Source organism: Ralstonia psammae, assembly GCF_958405935.1.
GTDB lineage: Bacteria > Pseudomonadota > Gammaproteobacteria > Burkholderiales > Burkholderiaceae > Ralstonia > Ralstonia psammae.
In genome coordinates, this window is sequence record NZ_CATZBU010000007.1 from 202,662 (window position 1) to 222,274 (window position 19,613).

At 63.3% G+C, this 19,613-nt stretch carries 18 protein-coding genes and 1 pseudogene; 6 read left to right on the forward strand and 13 right to left on the reverse strand.

Features of this window, described 5'->3' with window-relative positions:
• Positions 1–23: 23 nt before the first annotated feature.
• A complete protein-coding gene (locus R2N16_RS16260; RefSeq protein ID WP_316666758.1) occupies positions 24–1,595 on the reverse strand; it encodes a 3-hydroxyacyl-CoA dehydrogenase in 1,572 nt (523 codons plus the stop codon).
• A 46-nt stretch (positions 1,596–1,641) separates the two neighbouring features.
• On the opposite strand from R2N16_RS16260, the gene R2N16_RS16265 reads away from it, so the two are divergent.
• The gene (locus tag R2N16_RS16265; protein WP_316666759.1) at positions 1,642–2,295 is read left to right on the forward strand and encodes a glutathione S-transferase; all 654 of its coding nucleotides are present in this window, start codon (positions 1,642–1,644) and stop codon (positions 2,293–2,295) included.
• 20 nt (positions 2,296–2,315) lie between these two features.
• Here R2N16_RS16265 and R2N16_RS16270 read toward each other — a convergent pair whose 3' ends face one another.
• Positions 2,316–3,488, reverse strand: a complete 1,173-nt coding sequence (locus tag R2N16_RS16270; protein WP_316666760.1) for a pyridoxal phosphate-dependent aminotransferase — start codon at positions 3,486–3,488, stop codon at positions 2,316–2,318.
• Between the two features lie 12 nt (positions 3,489–3,500).
• Positions 3,501–4,025, reverse strand: a complete 525-nt coding sequence (locus tag R2N16_RS16275; RefSeq protein ID WP_316666761.1) for a putative toxin-antitoxin system toxin component, PIN family — start codon at positions 4,023–4,025, stop codon at positions 3,501–3,503.
• A gap of 37 nt (positions 4,026–4,062) precedes the next feature.
• Between R2N16_RS16275 and yaaA the strand changes: the two genes are divergently transcribed.
• Together yaaA and R2N16_RS16285 are read left to right on the forward strand one after the other, a co-directional pair.
• The gene (gene yaaA, locus R2N16_RS16280) at positions 4,063–4,836 is read left to right on the forward strand and encodes a peroxide stress protein YaaA (RefSeq protein WP_316666762.1); all 774 of its coding nucleotides are present in this window, start codon (positions 4,063–4,065) and stop codon (positions 4,834–4,836) included.
• Positions 4,837–4,849: 13 nt separating this feature from the next.
• Positions 4,850–5,995 carry a M14 family metallopeptidase gene (locus R2N16_RS16285; protein ID WP_316666763.1) on the forward strand — a complete coding sequence of 382 codons (1,146 nt, stop codon included), beginning with the start codon at positions 4,850–4,852 and terminating at the stop codon, positions 5,993–5,995.
• Positions 5,996–6,035: 40 nt separating this feature from the next.
• Here R2N16_RS16285 and R2N16_RS16290 read toward each other — a convergent pair whose 3' ends face one another.
• The 10 genes from R2N16_RS16290 to R2N16_RS16335 form a co-directional block, all read right to left on the reverse strand.
• Complete coding sequence (locus R2N16_RS16290) at positions 6,036–6,869, reverse strand: BspC domain-containing protein (protein WP_316666764.1); 834 nt, start codon at positions 6,867–6,869, stop codon at positions 6,036–6,038.
• 147 nt (positions 6,870–7,016) lie between these two features.
• Positions 7,017–8,615: an ABC transporter substrate-binding protein gene (locus tag R2N16_RS16295; RefSeq protein WP_316666765.1), complete on the reverse strand. Its 1,599-nt coding sequence runs from the start codon at positions 8,613–8,615 to the stop codon at positions 7,017–7,019.
• 162 nt (positions 8,616–8,777) lie between these two features.
• Positions 8,778–9,989 (reverse strand): DUF2863 family protein, encoded by a 1,212-nt coding sequence (locus tag R2N16_RS16300; protein WP_316666766.1) that lies wholly within the window; start codon positions 9,987–9,989, stop codon positions 8,778–8,780.
• Between the two features lie 97 nt (positions 9,990–10,086).
• Positions 10,087–10,368 carry a hypothetical protein gene (locus tag R2N16_RS16305; RefSeq protein WP_316666767.1) on the reverse strand — a complete coding sequence of 94 codons (282 nt, stop codon included), beginning with the start codon at positions 10,366–10,368 and terminating at the stop codon, positions 10,087–10,089.
• Between the two features lie 215 nt (positions 10,369–10,583).
• Positions 10,584–13,289, reverse strand: coding sequence for an aconitate hydratase AcnA (gene acnA / locus R2N16_RS16310; protein WP_316666768.1), 2,706 nt, complete (start codon positions 13,287–13,289; stop codon positions 10,584–10,586).
• A gap of 77 nt (positions 13,290–13,366) precedes the next feature.
• Positions 13,367–13,777 (reverse strand): 2-methylcitrate dehydratase, encoded by a 411-nt coding sequence (locus tag R2N16_RS16315; RefSeq protein WP_316666769.1) that lies wholly within the window; start codon positions 13,775–13,777, stop codon positions 13,367–13,369.
• Positions 13,778–13,812: 35 nt separating this feature from the next.
• The gene (locus R2N16_RS16320; RefSeq protein WP_316666770.1) at positions 13,813–14,358 is read right to left on the reverse strand and encodes a hypothetical protein; all 546 of its coding nucleotides are present in this window, start codon (positions 14,356–14,358) and stop codon (positions 13,813–13,815) included.
• Positions 14,359–14,615: 257 nt separating this feature from the next.
• Positions 14,616–15,512 (reverse strand): methylisocitrate lyase, encoded by an 897-nt coding sequence (gene prpB, locus R2N16_RS16325; protein WP_316666771.1) that lies wholly within the window; start codon positions 15,510–15,512, stop codon positions 14,616–14,618.
• Positions 15,513–15,535: 23 nt separating this feature from the next.
• Positions 15,536–16,516: an HpcH/HpaI aldolase/citrate lyase family protein gene (locus R2N16_RS16330; RefSeq protein WP_316666772.1), complete on the reverse strand. Its 981-nt coding sequence runs from the start codon at positions 16,514–16,516 to the stop codon at positions 15,536–15,538.
• 131 nt (positions 16,517–16,647) lie between these two features.
• Positions 16,648–17,634 (reverse strand): malate dehydrogenase, encoded by a 987-nt coding sequence (locus R2N16_RS16335; RefSeq protein WP_045206237.1) that lies wholly within the window; start codon positions 17,632–17,634, stop codon positions 16,648–16,650.
• Positions 17,635–17,986: 352 nt separating this feature from the next.
• Here R2N16_RS16335 and R2N16_RS16340 point away from each other — a divergent pair, with 352 nt between their 5' ends.
• The 3 genes and pseudogenes from R2N16_RS16340 to R2N16_RS16350 all read left to right on the forward strand — a co-directional run.
• Positions 17,987–18,796: a GntR family transcriptional regulator gene (locus tag R2N16_RS16340; RefSeq protein ID WP_316666773.1), complete on the forward strand. Its 810-nt coding sequence runs from the start codon at positions 17,987–17,989 to the stop codon at positions 18,794–18,796.
• A gap of 272 nt (positions 18,797–19,068) precedes the next feature.
• Positions 19,069–19,479, forward strand: coding sequence for a succinate dehydrogenase, cytochrome b556 subunit (gene sdhC / locus R2N16_RS16345; protein ID WP_012436028.1), 411 nt, complete (start codon positions 19,069–19,071; stop codon positions 19,477–19,479).
• A 10-nt stretch (positions 19,480–19,489) separates the two neighbouring features.
• Positions 19,490–19,613: pseudogene (locus R2N16_RS16350) on the forward strand (succinate dehydrogenase, hydrophobic membrane anchor protein); the annotation flags it as partial.

The window sequence follows — 19,613 nt, forward strand, 5'->3', positions numbered from 1 at the left end:
AGCCTCGTCGGAGTAATCGGCAATCAGGCATCAGGCGTGAGCAGCGACATGCCCAGACGGGCACGGCGCAGCAGCCACGGGCTCGGGCGATAACGCGGGTCACCATAGAGCGTGTACAGGTTCTGCAGCACCTCAAGGACGGCGTGGGTGCCCAGCGTATCGCCCAGTGCCAGCGGTCCTTGCGGATAGCCGAGGCCCAGCGTGACGGCCAGATCAATGTCCGTGGGCGTGGCAATGCGCTGCTGTGCGATGTCGCACGCGATGTTGACGATGCATGCGACGATGCGCTGCGCGACAAAACCACCCGAATCGCGGATCACCGTGACCGGCACGCCATCGGAGGCGAGCAAGCCGTGTGCGGCATCGCGGTAGGCCGCCTCTGTGGCGGGGGTGGTCATGAGCGTGCGGCGCTTGGTGGCGGCAAACGGATAGAGCGTGTCGAGCGCCACGGTGCGGCGTGCGTCGAGCCCTTCGGCGGCCACGCAGGCCGTGGCATCCAGCCCGCGCGGCGTGACGATGATCAACGCATCGGCGGACGGTTTGGACCCTGCTTCGGGCGTGATCCCCAGATCGAGCAACAGGCGCTGCGCTGCGGCGTGGCCGGCGTCATGCACGCGGCTGATCCACACCGAAGACGGACGTGCAAACGGGGCGGGCGCGTCAGCGGGTACCTGTTTCTGCCCTTCCGGATAGCGGTAGAAACCTTCGCCTGTCTTGCGGCCCAGAATGCCGCCGGCAAAGCGCACCGCCGTGATCTGCGACGGACGATAGCGCGGCTCCTCGTAGAACTGGCGATAGACCGATTCCATCACCGGGTGCGAGACATCCAGCCCTGTCAGGTCCATCAGCTCGAACGGCCCCATGCGGAAGCCAGCCTGCTCGCGCATGATGGCGTCGATGTCTGCATACGCAGCCACACTTTCCTGGGCCACGCGCAGGCCTTCGGTATTCATGCCGCGCCCAGCGTGGTTGACGATGAAGCCGGGCATGTCGATGCAGCGTACGGCGGTGTGGCCCATGCGCTTGGCCAGTGCGGCCAGGGTGTCACCGGTGGCGGGCGCACTGCGCAGGCCGTCGATCACTTCGACCACCTTCATCAGCGGCACCGGGTTGAAGAAGTGGAAGCCCGCGACGCGTTCGGGGTGCTTGCATGTCGCGGCAATGGCAGTGATTGACAACGACGATGTATTCGAAGCCAGGATGGCATCCGCGCGGACGATGTCTTCGAGCTGACGGAAGAGGTCGCGCTTGATGTCCAGCTTCTCGACGATGGCCTCGACCACCAGATCGCAGTCGGCCAGGTCGGTGAGGGCGCCGGCCGGAATCAGCCGGGCAATTGTGGCGTCGGCGTCATCCGCGGTGAGCTTGCCCTTGGCGGCCAGCTTGGCCAGCGTGTCGGCCAGCGCGGTGCGTGCCGCTTCCACGGCTTGCGGGTTGGCATCGAACAGTTTGACGCGCAAACCGGCCTGGGCCGCGATCTGTGCAATGCCGCGCCCCATGGCACCCGTGCCGACAATCCCGATAGTCTGCATATGAAATCCGCTGCGATCGAAAGAAGTCTGGCTAAAATAGCACGAGCGTGCGATTTCTGGCATCCGCACCGACCATAACGGACGGCCAAATTACCAAGGAGACGGGTTCATGCTGACGCTATACGGTTTTTCTGCGAGCAACTACTACAACAAGGTCAAGCTCGCGCTGATGGAGAAGGGGATTGCGTTTGAAGAATCGCTGCGCTGGCCCGACCAGACCGACGGTGAGGTTTCGCCGCTGCACAAGGTGCCGTATCTGGTGGGTGAGGACGGCGGGATGTGCGAATCGCAGGTCATCGTCGACTATCTGGAAGCGCGTTACCCGCAACACCCGCTGATTCCGGCCGATCCGTTCAAGGCAGCCAAGGTGCGGGAGATCGTGACGTTCCTCGAGTTGCACCTGGAGTTGGTGGCGCGCCAGCTGTTTCCCGAAGCGTTTTTCGGCGGCAAGATCAGCGATAACCTGAAGGCGAAAACACGCGAGCAGTTGCAGAAGAACATCCCGGCGGCGGCCAAGCTGTTCAAGTTCTCGCCTTACGTCGCGGGCGACACGTTCACCATTGCGGACTGCGCGGCCATCGTGCATTTCCCGCTGGTCAGCCAGGCCACCAAGATCATCTACGGCGAAGACCTGCTGGCGCAGGTCGAGGGTGTCAAGCCCTATCTGGCCAAGATGGCCGAGAACCCCAACGTGCAGAAGGTGCGGGCAGACAGCAAGGCCAATCTGGAGCAGATGCTGGCGCACTACGCCAGCAAGCGCTGACCGGCTCCGCTCTTACGGCCTTACACCTTCGACAAACGCTCCAGGGCAACTTGGAGCGTTTCGTCTTTCTTGGCGAAGCAAAAGCGCACCACGCCCGATTCGTGCGGCTGCGAGTAGAAGGCCGATACGGGGATCGCCGCCACGCCAATCTCGCTCGTCAACCACTTGGCGAACTCGGCCTCGGGCAGATCGGAGATGGCGCTGTAGTCGACACACTGGAAGTACGTGCCTTGGCACGGCAGCGGCTTGAAGCGCGTTTTCTCCAACCCCGTGCGGAACAGGTCGCGCTTGTGCTGATAGAACGCAGACAGGTCCAGGTACGGGCGGGGATCGGCCATGTAGTTCGCCAAGCCGTGCTGCATCGGCGTGTTGACGGTGAACACGTTGAACTGGTGCACCTTACGAAATTCCGCCGTGAGCGCGGCGGGCGCGGCCACGTAGCCGACCTTCCAGCCCGTCACGTGATACGTCTTGCCGAAGCTCGACACCACGAAGGCGCGCCGCGCCAGCTCCGGAATGCGCGCGACCGACGCGTGCGGCACGCCGTCGTACACCATGTGCTCGTACACCTCATCGGAGAGCAGCAGCACGTTGGTGGGCGCCAGGATCTCGGCCAGCTTCTGCATGTCGTCCGCATGCCAGACCGTGCCGGTCGGGTTGTGCGGTGTGTTGAGCATGATCAGGCGCGTGCGCGGCGTGATGGCAGCAGCGAGCGTGTCGAACGGGATGCGGAAGTCCGGCGCGTTTAGCGTGATCGGCACGACCTTGCCTCCCGCCAGTTCAATCGACGGGATGTAGCTGTCGTACGTCGGCTCGAAGACGATGACTTCATCGCCCGGGTGCACGCAGCACAGCACTGTGGTCAGCAGCGCCTGCGTGGCGCCGGCGGTGATGGTGATTTCGCGGTCGGCATCGTAGGTGTGGCCGTACAGATTGGCGACCTTCGCGGCGATGGCTTGGCGCAGTGCGGGCACGCCCGGCATCGGCGGGTATTGGTTCAGTCCCGAGCGCATGGCATCGGACACCGCATCGACGATGCGTGGGTCGCAATCGAAATCCGGGAAGCCCTGGCCAAGGTTGACGGCCTGCTTTTCCACGGCCAATGCCGACATCACGGTGAAGATGGTGGTACCGACATTCGGTAGCCGCGATGGCGGCGGTGAGATGGGCGCGAACGATTCAACAGAGGTCATGACAAGACGGGTTCAAGCTTGATTTGGGATTGCAGCGAGGGGAGCGGTCTCCAGCTGGACCAGTGCGACGAACTGCTTGGGCGGCAACACTGCCACGTCGCAATACTTCGCCATGCGGCGCTTGAGCTTGAGCACGGCGCGGTCCTTGGAGACGAGATAGGCAACGCCGGCGGCATCGGCCAGCGCGAGAAATTTCTGGTCGTCGCGATCCTTGCAGCGCGGGACGAATGCTTCGCCTTGCACGCGGGTCGCGTCATCAGGATCGGCGACGGATCGGGTCACGCGATCGACCCACGCGAGTGCGGCTTGCGCGTCGACGGCGTAGTGGGCGAATTGCGGATAGTCCAGCACGCGGCGCAGTTCTTCGCGACAGGCGGGGCTGATGATGGCCTCCAGCTGGCCGGTTTCCAACGCAGCGCGGATCGGACGCGCAACCGCATCGTCGAAGATCAGGATGTCGACCCAGATGTTGGAATCCAGCACCACGCGCGGGACCGGAGCCTGGGTGGAGTGGGCGAGGGCGGCAGCGTCTGCCATTCGATACAATTCCAGACTTGTGAACCGCGATTCTGACATGATCATCGTCCTCTCGCCGGCCAAGTCGCTCGACTACGACACGCCGCCGCGCACCAAGACCCACACGCTGCCCGATTTCATCGCGCGCTCCGCTGAACTCATTGCAGTGCTTCGCAAGCTGTCGCCGGCGCAGATCGGCACGCTGATGCACATTTCCGATCCGTTGGCGGCGCTCAATGCCACGCGCTACGCCGATTGGTCCCCTGAATTCACTGCCGAAAACAGCAAGCAGGCCGCGCTGGCCTTCGACGGCGATGTCTACGGCGGGCTCGACGCCAATTCGCTGGCAGTCGACGATCTGCAGTTTGCGCAGAAGCATCTGCGGATCCTGTCGGGGCTATACGGCGTGTTGCGCCCGCTGGACTGGATGCAGCCGTATCGCTTGGAAATGGGCACACGCCTCGCCAATCCGCGCGGCAAGGATCTGTACGCGTTCTGGGGCGACGAGGTGACGCTCGCGCTCAACAAGCTCTTCAAGCAGGACGACGATCCCGTGCTCGTCAACCTCGCGTCGGAAGAGTATTTCAAGGTGGTACGGCCCAAGGTGCTCAAGGCACGCATCGTCAGCCCGGTTTTTGAAGACTGGAAGAACGGGCAGTACAAGATCATCTCGTTCTACGCGAAGCGTGCGCGCGGTCTGATGGCGCGCTACGCGATCGAGCACCGCATCACCGATCCGCGCAAGCTCAAGGCGTTCGATGTCGACGGCTATGCCTTTGCCGCTGCCGATTCCGACGACGAGCGCTGGGTCTTCCGCCGCAAGCTCACCTGATGACAGGACAGACATGACTGCCACTCAACCGTACATCTCCAGCGCGTTCGACAGCGGTGCCATCGAAATCGTCGAAGCCGCACGCGCCGATGCCATCCGCCTGCGCATTCGCCGCGATTCGCACGCCGACTTCATGCAGTGGTTCCACTTCCGTCTGCAGGGTGTGCAGGGGCAAGCCTGCAAACTCTCGCTGGAAAACGCCGGCGAATGCACCTATGCCGACGGCTGGAAGGATTACCGCGCGGTGGCCTCGTACGACCGCGAGCACTGGTTCCGTGTGCCGACCCGTTATGACGGCAAGACGATGACCATCGAGCTGACGCCCGAACACGACAGCATCTGGTTTGCGTACTTCGAGCCGTATTCGGATGAGCGCCACCTTTCGCTGGTGGCTGCCGCGCAAACGAAGCCCGGCGTGCGTACGCAGCGCTTGGGGCAAACCGTGCAGGGCCGCGACATGACGAGCATCACCGTCGGCGAACCCGGCCCGGGCAAGAAGAACGTCTGGATCATCGCGCGCCAGCATCCGGGTGAGACGATGGCCGAGTGGTTCGTTGAGGGCTTGCTCGCGCGTCTGACGCGTCAAGGTGTCTGGAGCGGCGATCCCATCGGTCGTGTGCTTGCCGAGCGCGCCGTTTTCCATATCGTGCCGAACATGAACCCCGACGGCTCGTCGCTGGGCAACCTGCGTACCAACGCCGCCGGCGCCAACCTGAACCGCGAGTGGATGGAACCCGACGCGCAGCGCAGTCCCGAAGTGCTGGCCGTGCGTCAGGCCATCGAGCAGACCGGCGTCGACCTGTTCTTCGACATCCACGGCGATGAGGCGCTGCCTTATGTGTTTGTGGCGGGCAGTGAAATGCTGCCGGGCTTTACGGATGCACAGCGCGCTGATCAGGACCGCTTTGTCGCGGCCTTCCTGCGCGCCTCACCGGATTTCCAGACGCGATATGGCTACGAGGCCAGCAAGTACAACGAAGACGCGCTCAAGCTCGCCTCCAAGTACATCGGCCACACATATGGCTGCTTGTCGTTGACGCTGGAAATGCCATTCAAGGACAACGCCGACCTGCCCGACGCACGCGTGGGCTGGGACGGCGCCCGCAGCGCCGCATTGGGTGCGGCCATGCTGCAGGCGATCCTGGAGTATCTCGGTTGAAGACAAGCGCCGCGCCGCCTGCGTTGGCGGCGCGTTGCGCTTAGTTCGAGGACGACTTCTTCGTCGTCTTCTTGGCCGTCGACTTGGCGGTGGATTTGCTTGCCGTCGTCGACTTGGTCTTGGCCGCGCCGCTGCTCTTGGCCGACTTTGCCGTCGCTTTCGTCGAGCCCTTGCCCTTGGCAGTGCTCTTGCCATGTGCGGCCGCACTGGTCGTGCAGCGATGGCCGCGGCGGCAGTGCGTGCGCGCCGTCGACGAGGGTGCGGCGGCCGGTGCAGCGAACGGCTGGCCATTGGCGTCGAGCAGCTCGTACGCGAGCATCATCCCTTCGTCATACCCGCAGCGCACGCGCACGGGTTCCCATTGGTCGTTGCCCGTGCCGCGCTTGTGCACAGCGGCATTGAAGCTGACGACGCTCGACACCTTGATCGCGCCTTGCTTGCTGGACGAGAAGCGCGAGTCCCACGGCTCGACCTTGGCCTGGTCGTTGGAAAGCGCACCGGTCGGCAGGCGGAACTGATCAAAATTGGTTGAACGCGGGATGATCCAGCTCGCATGCGCGGCGCAGTCGGCCACGTCGGGGCGGGCACCTTCCGATTGAATCAGGCGGTCACGGGTTTGCGCACGGTATTCGGACAAGCTCATCTTGTCCTTGGACGGCAGGTTGACCGTCGTGGTACCGCTGCTATCGGTCGAGCCGAAGACGATGGGCGGCGTGGTCGGGGCGGGCTGGAGGGCCGGCTTGGCTTGCACGGCGGGGGTGCTCGGCGTGGCGTTGGTGGCCTGGGCCGACGCATCGGTCGGTTCAGTCTGCAAGTTGGAGCAGGCGGCCAGCAAAGCGACGACGCCGAGACAGAGTAGTTTGGGTCGCAACATCACGAGTGTTACAGGGTGTCGGCGTGGAAATCGCCATGATAGAGGAAAGCCGAGGACGAAAGTTCCTGCGGCTTTCCCCAATGCGGCACATCGGGCGAATTTGCTGTAACAGGGCGTTACGGCGTGGTGTTCGTTACCAACGGAGCATCATTGCTTGGTGAACAACCACGCGAGCGACCATTCGTCGGTGCGCGCCTCGTAGCGGATGCCCTTGCGCATTGCCCACGTGGCGAGTTGGTGATGCGACGGGATGATCGCGTAGTCGGTCTGCGCAAAGCGTGCCGCAGTCTTGGCGGCCTGCTCGTGTGCCTGTTCGCTCGACACCGTCGAGAGCGATGCCTGCACCAGTTTGTCCAGTTCCGGGTTGCTGTAGCGGCCCCAGTTCCACGAGCCGTAGCCAGTTTGCGCGTTGGGCGTGCCGAGAATGCTGCGCAGCGCCACATCCGCTGCCACCGAGCCCCAGCCGAGCATCATGAACGAGAACTCGCCCTGGCGCGCACGCGAGAAGTACGCCGCCACCGGCAGCGTTTCCACCTTGGTCTGAATGCCGATGCGCGTGAGCAGCTGTGCGGTGGTTTGCGCGACCTGCGCGTCATTGAGGTAGCGGTTGTTGGTGGCGTGCAGCGTGAGCTCAAAGCCGTCCGGATAGCCAGCCTCGGCAAGCAGTTTCTTCGCGCGGGCCGGGTCATATGCAATCGGCTTGCCGCCCGGATGCCCGAAGATCTGCGGCGACACGATGCTCGATGCCACCACGCCCTGGCCCTCAAGCACGCGGCTGACGATGGCTTCGCGGTTGATGGCCAGCGCGATGGCCTCACGCACGCGATGGTCCTTGAGCGGGTTCTTGGCGAGCGGCTTGCCAGCCTTGTCGGTCACGAACGGCGATACATCGCGGCTCTGGTCCATCTGCCAGAAAATCGTGCGCCACGATACCTGCTGTTCGAGGTGGAACTTCGGGTTCTGCTTGATGCGGGGCACATCCGCGGCAGGCACGGCCTCGACAACATCCACATCGCCCGAGAGCAGTGCGGCTGTGCGCGCGGCATTGTCGGTGATGATCTTGAAGGTCACCTTGTCCCACTGCGGCACGCGGCCCCAGTAATGCGGGTTTTTCTTCAGGACGATTTCCTGCCCACGCGTGAAGTGGTCGAACAGGAATGGGCCCGTACCGATCATTGCGCGGCCCGCATCAAAGTCCGCCTGCGCCGCGTTAGCCACCTTCTTCGGGATGATGGGCAGGCTGTTCAGATCGTTGGGGATGCTCGCGTAATTCGGCGTCGACAACTTCAGCCGCACCGTCAGCGGATCGACGATCTGGACTTCGGTGATCGACTTGGTATAGCTCGTGAACGGGCCCGGGCTGTTGGTCAGGCGCGCCGGGCGCTCGATCGATGCCTTCACGTCTTCGCCGGTAAACGGCGTGCCGTCACTCCACTTCACGTTGGGGCGGAGCTTGATCTCCCAGGTGTTGGCGTCGACGGGCTTCCAGGAGGTAGCCAGGCCGGGCGTGTAGCGGCCGTTCTTGTCGAGGAAGACCAGTGACTCGAAGATGTGCAGCGCCATGGCGTTGTTGGGGCCGGCGTTGTTCCATTGCGGGTCCATCGACGTGACGTCGGCGGATAGGCCGATGCGCAGGTCATCGGCTTTCGCGGCAAACGGCACCGCGCAAGCCGCAGCCAGCGCGCATATGGCGAGGTTGCGGATCAGGGCGCGGATGGGAACACACAAGAGGGGACGGGTTGTCATCGGGAGGCTCCTGGGGTTCGGGCGGTGATGCCATGTGGCGGAAGATCGTCATTGTGCCGCAGCCCGGTTAGGCGCGTGCGACGCAAACCGACAATCAATATGAACGATGGCGGAGCAATAAAAAAGCCACCCGAAGGTGGCTTTCATAACGTGCGTTGCCGATCAGTGGAACAGCGGCTGCTGTGTCGGCGCGTCCTCCGGCATTTCTGCGTGGACGATCTCGGCCGAGCGGTCTGCATAGAGCGGGGCGCCGCAGTCTTCGCAGTACTCCGGCTCGAAGAGCTGGCCGTGGCGGAAGATGTCTTCGATGCCGCAGGCGCGCAACTCATCGCAGATCTGCTCCAGCGGGCTCCCCGGCTCGCCTTCTGCGGCGACATCCGTGGCCCCACCGTCGCGGCCGTAGACAGGCCAGACGATGCCGTAGATGAGGTCTTTCTCGCCGCGCACCGTGAAGGCCACGCGGTATTCCTCGATCTGTTCTTCACCGAAGGCGCCGATGATGGCCCCGAAGCGGTTGGCCGGCATATCGAGCGCACCCTGCAGATAATTGACCGCAGCACGCACGGTCAGCGGGCGGATCTGCTTGTCGGACTCGCGGCAGGACAGGAAGAAGGCGTCCGGCAGGAGCAGGTCGAACTCGCAACCGGGCATCAGCGTTGAGATGGTCGGCGAGACCTGCTCGCGCCATTGCTCCAGGCAGGCGGAGCGCTCCGCGTGGTGTTCCTTGGCGTCTTCCTGCCAGCGGAACAGCGCCTGGCCGTGCTGCGCCACGACGATCGCGACCAGGTAGCGCGGATCGGCCAGGATAGGCGCCGTTTCGGGCATGTCGCGCAATTCAACCTTGGCCGGCTGGCCGGACAGCGCATAGGCCGCCAGCTTGTGTGTAAGCGCGAAAGTGTCGGAATGCGTGCGCGGCAGTTGATCGATGCTGTACAGGTAGGGGGCCAATGCCACGCGGGCGTTGGAAGCCATCACATGCGCCTGCAGGTGGACCTGCAGCGTTTGCGCCATCTCGGGCTTGATCGTGCCCGAGGGGATCATATAGCGCGTGTGTGCCAGGATGGGCGCCGCAATCAGCAGCGCGTCATATTCGATACCGCCTGAGTTGAGGATGGCCGATTCGGCCAGTGTCTCGGCTTGTTCGGCCAGTACGTCGGAGGCTTCCTCGTTGTGTTTGAAAAGATGGTCGAGCGCGGCGTCGAGCGCGGTCTGGCTGCCGTTCTTGAGCAACCGGGAAAGACGTTCGGACAGCCTTTGTTCCCAATAGACGTCTTCGATGCGGCTGCCTGACGCGTCGAGCGCCAGCGCATCGGCCACCAGCCGTTCTGCATCGGGGGAAAGACGTTGGGGAGCCTTGGAGCGGAATCCTGCCATGCTGTGCCGTACCGTTCGTTGGAAAGATGAAGGGGCATTATTTTACCCTTGTACGCTGCTGCACGACGCCCATTACGAAATCCATAGGGCGAAATCGTTAAGGCTTGGCGGCGGGCACTGATGCTCCCGCTGCCACGCTGCTTGCGGCCGCAGGTACGGAAGCCGCTGCGGGTGCTGATGCGGCCGGCGTGCTGGCTGGTGCCGCCTGCGTCGCGGCAACTGGCTCGGAAGCCGCCAACGGTGGAGGCGGGGGCACAGGCGCAGCTGCGACAGCGGGCGTTGCGGAGGCTGGGGTCGGGGCATCGGTCTGCGGTGCCTTGACCAGGATGTAGAACACGGCAGCCGCCACGACGATGAAGGCAAGTACCACTTGAGCCATGGGTGCGGGACTCCAGCAATGAAACGATCAGGCGATGGTGGACGGCAATCTCGCCGCCAACAGGGCGAGCGCATCACGCGGCCTATTCGGCACACTGTACCAAAGCCTGCTCGCCGATTGGAGCATCGTCACCTTGTTTGATTCGGCAGGCAATAAAAAACCGGCTCCGAAGAGCCGGTTTCCGACCTGCACAGCGCAGCGTGGTGGCTTGAGGCTTAAGCCGCCAGGAGCTGACGCAGCACGAACGGCAGGATGCCGCCGTGCTTGTAGTAGTCCACTTCGATCGGGGTGTCGATGCGCAGCAGCACTTGCGCACGCGTGGTCTCGCCGTTGGCACGATGAATGACCAGGGTGACGTCCTGCTGCGGCTTGATTTCGCCGTCCAGGCCCTCGATGTCGAAGGTCTCGTCGCCCACGATGCCCAGCGATTGGGCCGAGTCGCTGCCCTTGAACTGCAGCGGCAGAACGCCCATGCCGACCAGGTTCGAGCGGTGGATACGCTCGAAGCTGCGTGCGATCACGGCCTTCACGCCCAGCAGTTGCGTGCCCTTGGCGGCCCAGTCGCGCGAGCTGCCCGTGCCGTACTCTTCGCCACCGAACACGACCGTCGGCGTACCGTCGGCGATGTACTTCATGGCGGCGTCATAGATCGACATTTGCTCGCCGCTCGGCTGGAATAGCGTTTCACCGCCCTCCACGCGCGAGCCGTCGGCCTTGGCCGGGATCATCAGGTTTTTGATGCGGACGTTGGCGAACGTGCCGCGCATCATCACCTCGTGGTTGCCGCGGCGCGAACCGTAGCTGTTGAAGTCGGCCTTGAGCACGCCGTTGGCCAGCAGGTACTTGCCGGCCGGCGACGTTTCCTTGATCGAACCGGCCGGAGAGATGTGGTCGGTCGTCACGGAATCGCCGAACACGCCCAGGGCGCGCGCGCCCTTGACCGATGCCGAGGCAGCAGCCGGCGTCATGCCAAAGCCTTCGAAGAACGGCGGCTCGGCAATGTACGTCGACTTCGGCCAGTCGTAGACCTGACCCTTCGTGCCCTTGACATTGGCCCACAGCTTGGACGGCTTCTTGACCTGCTCGTAGTTCGTGCGGAACGTGTCGGCGTTCATCGCGAACTTCATCAGCTTGGCGATTTCGTCCGAGTTCGGCCAGATGTCGCCCAGGTAGATGTCCTTGCCCTTCTTGCCCTTGCCGACCGGCTCGGTCATCAGGTCGCGCGTCACGTTGCCGGCGATGGCGTAAGCGACGACCAGCGGCGGCGAGGCCAGGAAGTTGGCGCGGATGTTCGGGTGGATACGCGCTTCAAAGTTGCGGTTGCCCGACAGCACGGCGGCAGCAACAATGTCGTTCTTCACGATGGCTTCGTTCAGTTCCGGCGTCAGATCGCCGGCGTTGCCGATACAGGTCGTGCAGCCGTACGCGGTGACGCCAAAGCCCAGCTTTTCCAGGTACGGCAGCAGGCCAGCGGCTTCCAGGTACTTCGTCACCACGCGGCTTCCCGGGGCGAGCGAGGTCTTGATGTGCGGCGCCACCGTCAGGCCGGCTTCGACAGCCTTTTTGGCCAGCAGGCCCGCAGCCAGCAGCACGCTCGGGTTCGAGGTGTTCGTGCACGAGGTGATGGCCGCGATCAGCACGTCGCCGCTCTTCACATCCACGCCGTTGGTGGTCGTGAAGGTCGTGTCGAGGTCTTCCGCTTTCTTGTTGAAACCGTTTTCCCCGACCGGCTTCGAGAACAGCGACGAGAACGTCGACTTCACGTGGCCGATTTCGATACGGTCCTGCGGGCGCTTCGGGCCTGCCAGCGACGGGGCAACCGTGCCCAGGTCCAGCGTCAGCGTCTTGGTGTAGTCGATCTCGCCGGCCTTGGGCACGCCAAACAGCTTCTGTGCGCGGAAGTAAGCTTCGAACGCGTTAATTTCGTCCTTCGTGCGGCCAGTACCCTTGAAGTAGTCGATGGTCTTGTCGTCCACCGGGAAGAAGCCCATGGTCGCGCCGTATTCCGGCGCCATGTTGCCGATGGTCGCGCGGTCCGGCAGCGACAGGCTGGCCGTGCCTTCGCCGAAGAACTCGACGAACTTCCCGACCACCTTCTCCTTGCGCAGCATTTCGGTGATGGTGAGCACCAGGTCGGTGGCGGTCACGCCTTCGCGCAGACGGCCCTTGAGTTCCACGCCCACCACGTCCGGCGTCAGGAAGTACACCGGCTGGCCCAGCATGCCGGCTTCCGCCTCGATGCCGCCCACGCCCCAGCCCACCACGCCGATACCGTTGATCATGGTGGTGTGGCTGTCGGTGCCGACCAGCGTATCCGGGTAGTACACGCCGTCCTTCTTATGGACGCCGCGTGCCAGGTACTCCAGGTTGACCTGGTGGACGATGCCGAAGCCCGGCTGCACCACGCCAAACGTGTCGAATGCCTGCATGCCCCACTTCATGAACTGGTAGCGCTCGTTGTTGCGCGAGAATTCCAGTTGCATATTGAGGTCCAGCGCCTTCTTCTCGCGGAAGTGGTCGATCTGGACCGAGTGATCCACTACCAGGTCGACCGGCACCAGCGGTTCGATCTTCTTGGGGTTCTTGCCCATGCGCTCGGCCACGTTGCGCATGGCGGCCAGGTCGGCCAGCAGCGGCACGCCGGTAAAGTCTTGCAGCACCACGCGAGCAACCACGAACGGGATTTCGTCAACGCGTTCGGCGTTCGGCTTCCAGTGGGCCAGTTGCGCGACGTGCTCTTCGGTCACCTTCTTGCCGTCGCAGTTGCGCAGCACGGACTCCAGCACGATGCGGATCGACACCGGCAGGCGCTCGATCGCCACGCCCAGTTCCTTGCCCAGTTGCGGCAGGGAGTGGAACTTGCCGGTCTGGCCGCCGTTGATCTTAAATTCCTTGAGTGTTTTTTTCAGATTGTGGGGCATGGCATGACTCCAAGGCTTAAGGATTGCGCGGGGTGCCGGAGCGCCCCTTGCGGATACATCAAATCGACAAAATCAAATCACGTGCAAACCGACAAACGCGTTGACCGGCATGGCTTCTGACCGGTCGGGTACATCATCACGACACCGCCGAGCGTCTTCCTCCCGCCGTTGATGCGGGCGGTGATGCCATGGGCGATCGAACGCTTCTTGGCGTCGTGGTCATTCGTGGTGAAAGGCTTGTCTGCCACGCGGACAATGTTCATGCGCAGCACATCCGTGCGCGGACCGCGGGCGACGGCATCTTGGTGATCTTCGATTGCCAGATGGCCGAAGAGGGGTGTGCCTGGGGCCGTCGTGCCCGTCGTGCCATCTGGCAGGACGGTCCCAGGCACAAAGAGCCCAAGGAGCCCGGCGCATCCACGCAAGGTCACATCGTCGACGATGACCTTGTCCGGATTCGTGCAGATGTTCGCAACCGGTGCGGACATGGGTGGTTCCTGTGGGCTTTTTGCGCGATATCGCGTTACTGCTGGGCCGGTTGGGCTGCACCCGGAGCGGGGGCCGGAGCCGGGGCCGGGGCCGGGCTGTCCGGCGTCATCAGCGGCAGGCCGGCCGGAGCGCGCAGGGCGCCGGCTTGCGTCGGGGCCGGTGCGCCGGCGGCCATTTCGGCAGTCTGGCATTCATCGGCCAGGCGGTGGCCTTCGTTGCGGTCGAACAGCATGGCCTTGCTCGGGATCACCACCAGGTCCATACCGGTCTTCTGGTCGAAGTAGCGGTCGGCGCCGGTGCGGGTCATCTGGCGGGGCAGCTGGTAGTTCTTGCCTTTCCAGTGCATCGTGATGATCTGGTCGCGCGCCATGTCGCCCTTGAGGTACAGCTCGTTGCCAAGCTCGCACTTCCATTCGACGCCTTCCGGCTTGACGGCGGCAACAGGGGCGGCCTTCTTGGCGGCGTGCTTCTTGGCCGGAGCCTTCTTGGCAGCCGGCTTGGCAGGTGCCTGGGCGGTTGCATATTGCGATGCAGCCAGCGAAAGAACGCCAGCACAGGCGCCCACGATGAATTTGTTCATAGGGTTTCCTTCGGTAAGACAGAGTGGGGGAGGCGATTGCCAGGCCACGGAATGCCACGGCATTTCGCACACCGGCCGGTATTTTGACCGATTTGGACGCCATGCCCAACGTTCTGTTACATGCTCGCCCGACCGCTCCGCCAAATGGGGGTGTCGTGCCAGCACCAGCGCCGTCTTTCGGGTCGTTTCCGGGCAACTTACCCCGCAGTTTTGCCTTCCGTTCTCCTTGTTTGCGTTGATGGGGATCGTAGCCCGGCTCAACCGCGATTCTGTGCGAACAGCGCGTCCAGCTTGGCTTCGTAATCGTGATAACCGATGCTGTTGTACAGTTCCATGCGCGTCTGCATGGTGTCGACGACGTTCTGTTGCGTGCCGTCCCGACGAATGGCGGCGTAGACGTTCTCCGCGGCCTTGTTCATCGCGCGGAATGCCGACAGCGGATACAGGATCATCGACACGCCTGCGGATGCCAGCTCATCGCGCGTGAAAAGCGGCGTCTGGCCAAATTCGGTAATGTTGGCCAGCACCGGTACCTTCACCGCGTCGACAAACTTGCGGTACATCGACAGGTCCGTCATCGCCTCGGGAAAGATCGCGTCCGCGCCGGCTTCCACGCAGGCGACGGCGCGTTCAAGGGCACGGTCGAACCCTTCGACGGCAAGCGCATCGGTGCGGGCCATGACGACAAAGTTGGCGTCGGTGCGTGCATCGACGGCAGCCTTGATGCGATCGACCATCTCGTCCTTCGAGACGATCTCCTTGTTCGGGCGATGGCCGCAGCGCTTCGCGCCGACCTGATCTTCGATATGCATGGCCGCAGCGCCAAACTTGATGAGCGACTTGGTCGTACGCGCCACGTTGAACGCGGAAGCGCCGAAGCCCGTGTCGACGTCTACCAGCAGCGGTACGTCGCACACATCGGTGATGCGGCGGACGTCGGTCAAAACGTCGTCCAGGCCCGATATGCCGAGGTCCGGCAAGCCCAGCGAGCCAGCGGCCACGCCGCCACCCGACAGGTAGATCGCGCGATAGCCGGCGCGCTTGGCCAGCAGCGCGTGGTTGGCGTTGATGGTGCCGACCACCTGCAGCGGCGACTCATCGACGAGCGCCTGGCGGAAGCGGGCGCCTGCGCTGGCTTGTGTGTTTGCCGTCATGGCGAATCTCCTCTCTATGCGTGTCACGCAAAGAAGCGCGCGACCGCGTCGGCCGGCATCTCCACGCCGGTGGTATGCGCACGTTGCAGCACGGCCCACCAATAGCGATAGCTCGCACGGTCATGCAGCCGGCCTTCATGCTGGATCGGTCCCCATGAGGCATCCTGCGCAGCCGCAAGAATGGCGCTCGCGTGTGTCACTTCTTCGTGCGATGGGCGAAACGCGGAAACGATCGGCGCGATCTGGTCCGGATGAATGCTCCACTTGCGCAGGTAGCCGAACGCATTGCGGGCATGCGCGGCATCGGCGCCGGCGCGGTCGGGGTGCTTGATGTCGGTGCTGACGTTGTGCGACGGCACCTTGCCGTGCGCATGACACGCGGCAGAAATATCGGTCAGCGCGCGGCGGATCAGCGGATGCTCGAATTGCTCGGGCGAGCCCATCGCGGCCCCCGGAATCGCACCGTTGTGCGCCGAAACAAAATCCATCAGGCCGAAGCTCAGGCATTCCACCTGCACCAGCGAGGCGATATCGAACACCTGCGCCAGTGCGCCATGCGTTTCGATCAGCACGTGGATCGGCAGGTGCCGCGCAATGCCGGCCACCTTGGCGGCCTGGTTGATGTAATCGGTCACGCGGGCGACTTCCACCACGTCACGTACCTTGGGCACGGTCACATAGGCGAGGCGGCTGCCGGCAAGGCCTACCAGGATGTCGACGTCTTGCGTCCACGCATTGTGGTTCGGGTCGTGGATGCGCACGCCAACGCGGTTGAAGCGGTTGTCGTCGCTGTTGATGAGCGCGGCGGCCAGTTCGGCATGTGCGCGTTCCTGGCCGACGGCGGCGCCGTCTTCGCAGTCAAACGTGATGTCGAAAACGGGGCCAAGGGCTTGTTGCAGGGCGAGCGACTTGCGCATCAGTTTCTCTGCGCCCGCATAGTGGTCGCAGACCGGCAGTTGGGCCGGCAGGGCATCGTCCTGGAACAAGACCTCGGTGGGGTGCACAGGGTAGTACCGGTTTGGTGGCGCAGGTACTGCTGTGGGTCAAGCGCCTGTGGTTTCGCGTGAATGCAGGTGCAAAAAAAACCGGAGGGGTCGCTGCCGATCCGCTCCGGTTCTTTGTCAGATCATGCGGATTACAGCAGATGCTGCACGCCCGCACGCTCGCCTTCCAGCTCGTCGAGCGTGATCTTGATCTTGCCTTGGCTGTACTCGTCGATTTCCAGGCCTTCGACGATCTTGTACTTGCCGTTTTCCGTGGTGACCGGGAAGCCGAACATCACGTCCTTCGGAATGCCGTATTCGCCATTGGACGGGATGCCCATCGTGACGATCTTGCCGTTGGTGCCAAGCACCCAGTCACGCACGTGGTCGATTGCGGCGTTGGCAGCCGAAGCAGCCGACGACAGGCCGCGCGCTTCGATGATGGCGGCGCCGCGCTTGCCAACGGTCGGCAGGAACACGTCGTTGTTCCAGACCGGGTCGTTGATCATGTCCTTGACGCTCTTGCCGTCGATCGTGGCGTAGCGGTAGTCGGCGTACATCGTCGGGCTGTGGTTGCCCCACACGAACAGCTTTTCGATGCTCGACACCGGCTTGCCAGTCTTGGCGGCGATCTGCGACAGGGCGCGGTTGTGGTCCAGGCGAAGCATGGCGGTGAAGTTTTCGCGCGGCAGGTCCGGCGCCGACTTCATGGCGATGTAGGCGTTCGTGTTGGCCGGGTTGCCGACCACCAGCACCTTGACGTTGCGCGAGGCAACGGCGTTCAGTGCCTTGCCCTGTGCCGTGAAGATCTGAGCGTTGGCCGACAGCAGATCCGCACGTTCCATGCCCGGGCCGCGGGGGCGGGCGCCCACCAGCAGGGCCACGTCGACGTCCTTGAACGCGGTCATCGGGTCGGAATGCGCTTCCATGCCAGCCAGCAGCGGGAATGCGCAGTCTTCGATCTCCATCATCACGCCCTTGAGCGCCTTCTGGGCCTTCTCATCGGGGATTTCCAGCAGTTGCAGGATGACGGGCTGATCCTTGCCCAGCATTTCGCCGGCGGCGATGCGGAACAGCAGGGCGTAACCGATCTGTCCAGCAGCGCCGGTCACTGCGACGCGCATGGGTGCTTTTGCCATGAGAACTCTCCAAACGGTAGTGAAAGCGGATCGCACTGCGCGCGGCGGGCATCCCGGCGGGATGTCGGTGCAGCCTCGCAGGCATTGCCGGCAACGGTCGGCGCCTCGTGGGCGGTCGGCTCAGAATCGGCAAGAGCCTCGCAGTTTACTGCGTCCGCATGACGATGTGGAAACACACGTGCGATTGACCTTGGGGCCGTCGTGGCGTGTGTGTGGGCCGTCGCCCGGAACAGGCGCGAGTGTAGGTCGGGCCTTGCCGGAAAGTCAATTAATCTTCTGTCTTATATAAGACATAAGACATTCTATAAACGGGCTGGACGCCTTTGTCGCTTTTGTGGTGAAATCGGCAGTTATGTCGAGCACACCAAGCCCTCAATCCGCTGCGATGCCGCCCCCGGGCGGCGAAGGCGGCGCATCGCCCGCAACTGCGGGGGGCGCGGGCGGCTCTCCCACCTTCAGCCCGCTGTATCAGCAGATCAAGACGCTGATCCTGCAAAGCCTGCAAGCCGGCGAATGGAAGCCCGGCGAGATGATCCCCAGTGAGATGGAATTGGCGGCTCGCTACAAGGTCAGCCAGGGGACCGTGCGCAAGGCGATCGACGAATTGGCGGCCGAAAACCTGGTCGCGCGACGCCAGGGCAAGGGCACCTTCGTTACCACCCACTATGAAGAGGGTGTGCAGTTCCGTTTCTTGCGTCTGATGCCGGAGCAGGGCGAGCAGCACTACCCGAGCAGCCGAGTGTTGGAGTGCAAGCGCATGCGTGCCCCGGCCGAGATTGCCCGCCTGCTCGAACTCAAGGCCGGCGACAGCGTTGTGCAGATCCGCCGCATCCTGTTCTTTTCGGGTGAGCCAACCGTGCTGGAAGAGATCTGGCTACCGGGCGCGAGCTTCAAAGGGCTGACGGCTGAAAAGCTGACCGAGTGGAAAGGCCCGATGTACGCGTTCTTCGAGACGGAGTTCGGCGTGCGCATGCTGCGTGCCACCGAGCGCATCCGTGCTGTGGCGGCCGATGCGGCCACGGCTGAGTTACTGTCGGTGGCGGCTGAATCGCCCTTGCTCTCGGTGGAGCGTGTGTCGCACACGTTCGGCGACAAACCGGTGGAGATACGCCGTGGCCTGTACGTCACGACGCGGCACTACTACCAGAACGAACTGAATTGATGACGCATCGCCGGGGCTGATCCGTGCGGGCGGCTCCGGCCTCGGCGGAGCCTTAGTTTGTGCGTTGCGCAACAGCGTATTGCGCGTCATGAATGCAGTGTAAAGAGGACAATCGGCCCCCGTATCACGCCACTGGCAGGCGAGGGCAGGAAGCACAAAAGTGGAGCGCGTCGCATGGAATTATTGGTGCGCTGCGCAACAAAAGCGCGCTAGAATCTTGCGGATTTGTGCAAAGCTGTTTTGTTTGTTGATTAGCCAATTGGGGTCTGACCATGGCAGAAGCCATCAAGAAAGCCAGGCCGGTATACAGGAACATCGGTTTGGGCGATATCGCCCGTTACCGCTTGCCCTGGGCCGGTAAGGTGTCCATCTTGCACCGTGCCAGCGGTGCGCTGATGTTCCTTCTTCTTCCGTTCGTGCTGTACTTGTTTGAGCAAAGTCTCACATCGGAAATCAGTTTCGCCAAGTTCTCGGCGCTTCTGTCCAACGGCTTCGCCAAGGTCGTCGTCCTCGCCCTCATCTGGGCGTATCTGCACCATTTCTGCGCCGGCGTCCGTTACCTGATCCTCGATCTGCATATCGGCATCGACAAGGCCTCGGCCTCCAAGTCGGCTGTGAGCGTGCTGATCGTCAGCCTGCTGCTGACCGTCGTGTTCGGCGCAAAGCTGTTCGGCCTGTTCTGAGGAGCCCCTGATGGCAAATAACAATATCGGTCCCAAGCGCCTGGTTGTCGGCGCGCACTACGGCCTGAAGGATTTCCTCGCGCAGCGCGTCACCGCCGTGATCATGGCGGTCTACACCATCGTGCTGCTGGCTG